We start from the raw sequence: 7,308 nt of genomic DNA, 5'->3' as shown, positions 1-7,308 counted from the left end.
GGCGAAGTAAGTCGAGAGCTGGTCCGCCGCGTCGGCTGGCGTTGCACCGGGGGCGAGCCGGCCGACCACGTCGAAGCCGATGAGCTTCACCACCGACGGCGGCAGCGACGGCGCGATCGGCGCCCAGAACTCGGTGCCGGCCGGATACTCGAGGCCCCGTGGCATCACGCCAATTATCGTATACGTATGGACGCCGTCGTAGAGCGCGAGCGAGCGACCCAGGATGTGCGGATCGCCGCCGTATCGCTGCTGCCACGCGTCGTAGCTCAAGACGGCCACGGGCGCCGCGCCGGGCGAGTCGTCGGCAGGGCGCAATGCTCGGCCCAGCGTGGCGCGGGCGCCAAGCACGTCGAAGAAGTTGCCCGAGACGAGGGCGCGGCGGAGGCGGGCGACGCGGTCTCCCTCGCGGATGGGAATCGGCGCCGCGCCGAACCAGGCGAAGTATGCGGTCTGGCGCAACGCGCGGGATCGCCGCGCGAAATCCGCCGCGTCGTCCACCGGATAGTTGTCGAACCGGCCGTCGAGGCTGCGCCCCCAGAGCACTACTATATGGTTCTGGTCGTGCACCGGGAGCCGCCGCAGCGCCATGGCGTCGGCGACAGTGAAGACGGCGGTGGCCAGGCCGATGCCAAGGGCCAGGGTCAGGGCCGCCGCGACGAAGAAGCCGGGGGCGTGGCGAAGGGACCGCGAGGCCAACCTGATGCGTTGGATGGCGCGGTCGAGCAGATCAGGGGGACGGCGACGTGGGCCCGGCATGGGTCGAATCTGGCCCGGGATGGAGCCGGCGGGAATGGGCGCGATTCGACCCAAGCTGATCCTCGGCCGCCCGGTTCGAAGCTCAGCCGAAGATCTCGCGCACCGTGATCGTCAGCGCCTCGCGCGCGCTCGCCGGATGCCAGACCAGCGCGTCGTCCACCGTCCGGTCGTCGTGATCCGGCCGCACCACGGTGACCGCCTCGCGTTCCGGATCCACGATCCAGTATTCCGGAATTCCCTGCGCCAGGTAGAAGTCGCGCTTGTGCCGGCGGTCGCGACGGCGGGTGGACGGAGACAGCACCTCGACGATCAGGATGGGGAGCGGCAGGTCGCTCCAGTCCGTACCCTTCCGCGCGGGGGGCCGGCGCACCATCAGGTCGGGCTCGACCTCGGACCCGGCGATCCGCAGCACGGCGCGCGGATGGTAGACGAATCCGAGCTCCTGCGCGGCGACGAACGGTTCGAGCAGTCGGGTGAGCCGGGCGAGAATCGTCTCGTGATCCGCGTTCGGCGGCGGCGTCACGAACAGCTCTCCGTCGATGATCTCGTACTTGTTGCCGTCGTCCGGCAGGCTGTGGAGCTCCTCGAGCGTCCACTGTTTGGTGGTTGGCGCCATGCGCATCGCCGGTCCTTCCTCGGCAAGGGGTGTCTCGCGAGCACGTGCCGAGCATACACGCCGCGAGCGGAACGCCATCACCGTTGTGCTGCGCTCCGCCTCATCCCGCCGCATCGCGGGGGATAGCCGAGCATATGCTCGGCCGGGCAGCCGAGTCAATGGGAGGCCGCCCGCCTCGATCCCACCCTACGGCCGGATCCCCACCTCCACCCCCTCCGATTTGAGCCTGGCGTTGAACGCCGGCACCGTCTTGCTCGTGAACGCGTCCAGCGACGCCCGGGACGACGCCATCCACGTCTTGAAGTAATCGTTGACGGCAACGTCGCCGGCGGTGGGCCCCAGGTCGGCTTCGTCCTTGTCGTAGAGCGCGGTCAGCTTCTGGTAGAGCTGGCTGGGAAAGCGGTTGAGATCCTCGTTGCCGTCGGTGAGATGGACGTCGATCAGCTTGCCCTCGACGGCGATGGCCTGATCGGCCAGCCGGCGCGACTCGGCCACCACGTCGCGGTGCGACGCATCGCCGCGGTAGCGCATCTCGACGTCGGCGAGCTGCTTGCGCACCCACTCCAGGTGCTCGATCATGTTCGACACGGTGTCGATCTCGCGCTCGAGCCCCTGCTTGAACTCGAGCTGCGCCTGCATGGTGGCCGCGGTGCCCAGCGACGCCGGGTCGGCCAGCACGTGGAGGGTCTGCGACTCGATCGCGCCGCCGGCGTCGAGCTTCACCGTGTAACTGCCGGGCGTCACGCGGGGACCGGTCACGGTGCCGGGAATCATGATGCCCGTGAGGATGTGGTATCCAGCCGGGCCGTTGGGCACCCAGGGCGCGTCGGGCGGCGGCACCAGCATGTGCGGCATGCTGCCGTTGGGGTAGCGCAGGTCCCACCAGGCGCGGTTCAATCCCTTGATGCCGCGCACGTGCAGCGTGTTGACGGTCTTGCCGTCGGCACCGGCCACGGTGATGGTGGCCGGACCGGCTTCGGGGAGATAGAAGTTGATGTCGGCGCCGTAGGGCGGGTTCTGGCCCACGACGCGGGCGCCTGGCTCGCTGAGCCGCCCGTCGCCCTTCTGCCGGAAGCGGTACGCCGCCCGCAGGGGATAGAGCGCCGCCGCCGTCGCGCCGGGATCATACTGACGCAGGGCGGTGATGTCGTCCATGATCCAGTCGCCACGGCCGTAGGTGGCGACCACCAGGTCGTTGAACCGCGGCTGCACGGTGATCCAGTACACCGGCGCCGGCGGCAGGTTCTGATTGAGCGTCGTCCAGCTCCCGCCGTCATTCCAACTCACGTATATCGCGTTGTCGGTACCCAGGTACAGCATCCCCTTGCGCACCGGATCTTCGATGATGCAGTGCGCCGAACTGTTGTAGCCTTTGGGGATGCCGGCGCTGATCATCGTCCACGACCGGCCGTAGTCGGCCGTCTTGTAGGCGTAGGCGTCGTAGTCCCCCATCTGCTCGCGGTTCACCGTGATGTAGGCCGTGCCGGCGTCGAAGGGCGACGGCTCGATGTTCCAGATCGTGCCCATGGGCGCGAGGCCGGAGATGTTCTTCGTGACGTTGGTCCAGTGCGCGCCGCCGTCGCGGGTGAGGCTCACCTGTCCGTCGTTGGTGCCGGCCCAGATCACGCCCTGCTTCACGGGCGACTCGGCGATGGAGAAGATGAGCGCGGCGTCGTAGGTGTAGAGGTTGTCGTGGGTGATGCCGCCCGAGTTCCCCTCGTGCGCCGGATCGTCGAGCGTGAGGTCGGGGCTGATCGTCTTCCAGCTCTGGCCACCGTCGGTGGTCTCGTGCACGTACTGACTGCCCACGTACACGCGATTGTGGTCGAAGGGCGAGATGGCGAGTGGGATCGTCCAGTCCCACCGGTACTTCACGTCGCGCGGCGCCCAGCCGTCGGCCACGTCGGGCCAGGGGCTGACGTCGCGGACCTGGCCGTCCTTGAGGTTCATGCGGGTGATCACGCCCTCGTAGCACCCCGACCAGATGACGTCCGGATCGGTGGGATCTGGCGTGGCGAATCCGCTCTCGCAGCCGCCCACCGACTTGAAGTCGCCCGCCTGGATGCCGCCGCCGAAGAAGCCGCGCCCCGACAGGGTGTTGCTGGGCCCCATGAACGACGACGCGTCCTGTAGGTTGCCGTAGATGTCATACGGAATCTTGTCGTCGGTGGTGACGTGATACACCTGCGCGATGGGCAGCCGGATATGCTCGAACGAGCGGCTGCCGTCGAGGCTCACCGAGAGCCCGGCGTCGTTGGCCACCAGGATGCGGTTCGAATTTTCGGGATCGATCCAGATGTCGTGGTTGTCGCCGCCGGCGGAGCCAAAGCCGTTCTCGCCGCCGGGGCGCAGAAAGGTCTTGCCGCCGTCCAGCGAGATGGTGTAGTTGGGGCTCACGAAGTACAGGCGGTCGGGATCGGTGGTGGACACGCCGAAGTTGACGTAGTACGAGTCGCGCTGGAGCATCATGTGGTCGTGGCTCACCATGGTCCACGAAACGCCCGCGTCGTTCGAGCGGTAGAGCGTGGGCTGGCTGTCCTGCACCAGGGCGTACCAGCGGGTGGGCAGGCTCTGCGCGATGGCCACGGCCACCTTGCCCACGACGTGCGGCGCCCTCGGCAGCCCGTGGCCCGAGAGCTGGGTCCACGTGCCGCCGCCGTCTCGGCTCACGTACAGGCCGCCGTCGGGTCCGCCGCTGTCGAGATTCCACGGATACACGCGCACCTGCCACATGCCGGCGAGCAGCGTGTTGGGATCGGCGGGGTCCATGGCCAGGTCGTTGCACCCGGTGTCGGCGTTGGGGCCCAGCACCAGCTTCCAGGTTTTGCCGCCGTCGAGCGTGCGGTAGACGCCGCGCTCTGGCTGGGCCTTGAAGAGCTGACCCAGGGCGCAGACGAACACGCGCTGCGGGTCGTGCGGGTCGATCACGATGCGTCCGATGTGACCGGTGGCGTCGAGGCCCATGTGCTGCCAGTGCGCGCCGCCGTCGGTGGACTTGTAGACGCCGTCGCCCATGGGGTAGTACGGGCGGATGAGCCAGGTCTCGCCGGTGCCGGCCCAGACCACGTTGGGATTGGACTGCGACACCGCGAGCGCGCCCACGGCGGAGACGTCTTCGTGGTCGAACACCGGTTGCCAGTTGACGCCGCCGTTTTCGGTTTTCCATATGCCGCCCGAGGCGGCGCCCACGTACATGATGGCCGGGTTGCCCGCCACGCCCGCCGCGGCGGCCGCGCGATTCCCGTACGGACCAACGAAGCGCCAACTCATCTCGCCCAGCGGCCCCTGCGACTCGGCGGCCGCTCCGCGTCCGCGCTGCGCGCGTGCGGCGGCGGGGGTCCAGACCATGGCCAACGACGCGAGGACAAGCGCAGCCCCCCGCGAAGCGAATCGCGATCGCGACGTGCTCATTCGACTGTCTCCTGGTTAGGCGGCGGGGGGAGCCGGCTCGACGGTGTCGCGCGGGGAAGAGGATGTCAAGACGGAGGCCGAGGCAGGGGGTCCGGAAAACGGAACGCCCGCCGCGAGAAGCGGCGGGCGTTCCGTACAACGTGTGCACTTGGCAAGTGATTGAAAGCATAGGACGAACGAGCCGCCGAGTCAATATGTGGGTGGGTGGGGAGCCGTGCCCGGAGCGGGACTCGAACCCGCACGCCCTTTCGAGCGTGCACTTGCCAAGTGCACGTGTCTACCGGCCGGGCTGGCGCGGCGGGCGTCCGGGACTACGGGTGCACCCGGCAGGTGTGTGACAGTCCAGGGCGAATGAACCGCCGAGTCAGAGCGGGTGCGCCTGAACTGCGGCCGGCGATTCGGCGGGGTATAATCCTCCGGATCACCGGAGGCCCTCCTTGACCCGCTCCGACGGCGCGGACCGCACGCCGCACAAGTGGCAGTTCAAGTCCCGATTCCGCCGCGGCGCGTTCGGCTGGCGGTCGCATCCCGCCATCGAGCGCGTGGACCAGGCCGTGGCCGAGATCCGGAAGGTGGCGCGCACGGATCGGGCGCTGGCCGCCGAGGGCGCGGTGAGCTTTCTGGAACGCGTATCCGGCGCTCTGGAGCGCGTGGACAGCTCGTCGGGGGCCATCGGCGGCGCGGTGAACGACGCGATCGCCGAGCTTGCGCCGTTGATCGGCGGCGCCGGCGCAAGCGCCAAGGCGCACGCCAAGTGGCTGGAGCGGCTGTGGGTGGCGTACGTGGCCGACGAGATTCCGTACATCGAGCTGCTGGGCGACTACTGGGGCGATCTCTGCCCGTCGGCCGAGGTTGCCTCGGCGTGGGCCGACCGGCTGCTCCCCGACGCACGCGAGGCGCTCGCGCCGCGCGACGTATACCGCCACATGCCGCTGCAGCCGGTGAGCGCGTGCCTGAGCGCGCTGTACCGCGCCGGCCGGTACGACGACGTGGTGCGGCTCGGGTCGCCGGGGATCATCTGGCACTGGCAGCGGTGGGTGGTGAAGGCGCTCGTGGCGCAGGGGCGGAAGGCCGAGGCCATTGCGTACGCCGAGCGGTGCCGAGACCCGCATGGGGGGAACGGCCACATAGACGCGGCGTGCGAGGAGATCCTGCTCTCGTCGGGGTCCGCGGAGGAGGCGTACCGGCGGTACGCGCTCACGGCGACCGGCGGGCAGACGTATGTCGCCAGGTTCCGGGCGGTGCAGAAGAAGTATCCGTCAAAGCCGGCGGGGCAGATCCTGGCCGACCTGGTGGCGACCACGCCCGGCAGCGAGGGCAAGTGGTTCGCGGCGGCGAAGAGCGCGGGGCTGTACGACGAGGCGCTGGCGCTGGCGGCGCGGAGCCCGGCCGACCCCAAGACGCTGGCCCGCGCGGCGCGCGACATGGCCGAGAAGCGCCCGGCGTTCGCCGTGGAGGCGGGGCTGTTGGCGCTGCGCTGGCTGGTGGAGGGTTACGGTTACGAGATCACCGGGGCGGACGTGTTGGCCGCGTATTCGAACACGCTCAAGGCCGCGAAGCGGGCCGGGACCGCGGCGGAGACAAGGGCGCGCATCGGGGAGATCGTGGGCGGGGAGAAGAAGGGCGGCTTCGTGACCCAGGTGCTGGCGGCGTACGGAGGCGTTTGGGATCGGATCGTGGATCCGACCATGCCGGAGAAATGAGAACGCCCGTCGCGAAGAGCGGCGGGCGTTCGGTACTACGTGTGCATCCGGGAGACAGTCGAAGGGTATCGGCCTTCTGTGGTCGAGTCGACGGGGATGGGAGGCCGTGCCCGGAGCGGGATTCGAACCCGCACGCTCGTTCGAGCACGCACCTGCCAGGTGCGTGTGTCTACCAGTTCCACCAGTGGAACTCGAAGAAGGAGGATGCCCGACCCTGACAACACGGCCGGCAAACGAAACCGCCTTGCCGTTTTGGTGTCCACGCTCCATCATCTGGGCCATGAATTCCACCATTCGCCACTGGATGCGTCCGCCCACGGCTTCGATTGCGATGCTGTTGCTGGCGGCGATGCCGCTTGCCGCGCAGGGGCGCGGGCGCGGCGGCCCGGGCCCGCAAGGGCATCCCCTCGATCCGAGCACCACCGACGCGCCACCGGTGGTGACGCACCATTCGATTCAGGTTGGCGGCCAGACCTACGCGTACACGGCCACGGCGGGACGGCTGCCGGTGCCGGATGCCACGGGCAAGACCGAGGCCCACATCTTCTTTGTGGCCTACACGCTGGACGGCCAGCAGAGCGCGGCCCGGCGTCCGCTCGCCTTCGTATACAATGGCGGGCCGGGAGAGCCGGCGATCTGGGTGCACGTGGGCGGCTTCGGGCCGCGCCGGATCGTGCTGCAGGACAACGGCGCGCTGCCGCCGCCGCCCTACAAGATGGTGGACAACCAGGACACCTGGCTGCCGTTCACCGACATGGTGTTCATCGACCCCGACGGCACCGGCTACAGCCGCGCGGTGTCGGAGAAGGCGCTCACCGCGAC

5 protein-coding genes are annotated in these 7,308 nt (G+C 69.1%); 2 read left to right on the top strand and 3 right to left on the bottom strand.

The genetic code is table 11. The annotated features are described in order from the left end of the window. The 3 genes from VNF92_00785 to VNF92_00775 all read right to left on the bottom strand — a co-directional run. Positions 1 to 756: ABC transporter permease (locus tag VNF92_00785; protein ID HVA56396.1), on the bottom strand; the 756-nt coding region annotated here is incomplete at its 3' end. Between the two features lie 82 nt (positions 757 to 838). After that, entirely contained in the window at positions 839 to 1,378 is a 540-nt protein-coding gene (locus tag VNF92_00780) for a Uma2 family endonuclease (GenBank protein ID HVA56395.1), read from the bottom strand. Positions 1,379 to 1,558: 180 nt separating this feature from the next. Continuing rightward, a complete protein-coding gene (locus VNF92_00775) occupies positions 1,559 to 4,783 on the bottom strand; it encodes a hypothetical protein (protein HVA56394.1) in 3,225 nt (1,074 codons plus the stop codon). A 437-nt stretch (positions 4,784 to 5,220) separates the two neighbouring features. Here VNF92_00775 and VNF92_00770 point away from each other — a divergent pair, with 437 nt between their 5' ends. Both VNF92_00770 and VNF92_00765 read left to right on the top strand, forming a co-directional pair. Further along, a complete protein-coding gene (locus VNF92_00770) occupies positions 5,221 to 6,486 on the top strand; it encodes a hypothetical protein (GenBank protein HVA56393.1) in 1,266 nt (421 codons plus the stop codon). A 280-nt stretch (positions 6,487 to 6,766) separates the two neighbouring features. Beyond that, a partial coding sequence (locus VNF92_00765; protein HVA56392.1) for a hypothetical protein occupies positions 6,767 to 7,308 on the top strand: 542 nt, incomplete at its 3' end.

This window comes from Gemmatimonadaceae bacterium, assembly GCA_035533015.1.
GTDB lineage: Bacteria > Gemmatimonadota > Gemmatimonadetes > Gemmatimonadales > Gemmatimonadaceae > JAGWRI01.
Note: the sequence above shows the minus strand (reverse complement) of the source record. Positions and strands in the feature narration are given on the sequence as shown.

Excerpts from the sequence above, each read along its gene's own strand:
- VNF92_00780 (HVA56395.1), bottom strand. The coding sequence starts at position 1,378 with ATGCGCATGGCGCCAACCACCAAACAGTGGACGCTCGAGGAGCTCCAC.
- VNF92_00775 (HVA56394.1), bottom strand. The coding sequence starts at position 4,783 with ATGAGCACGTCGCGATCGCGATTCGCTTCGCGGGGGGCTGCGCTTGTC.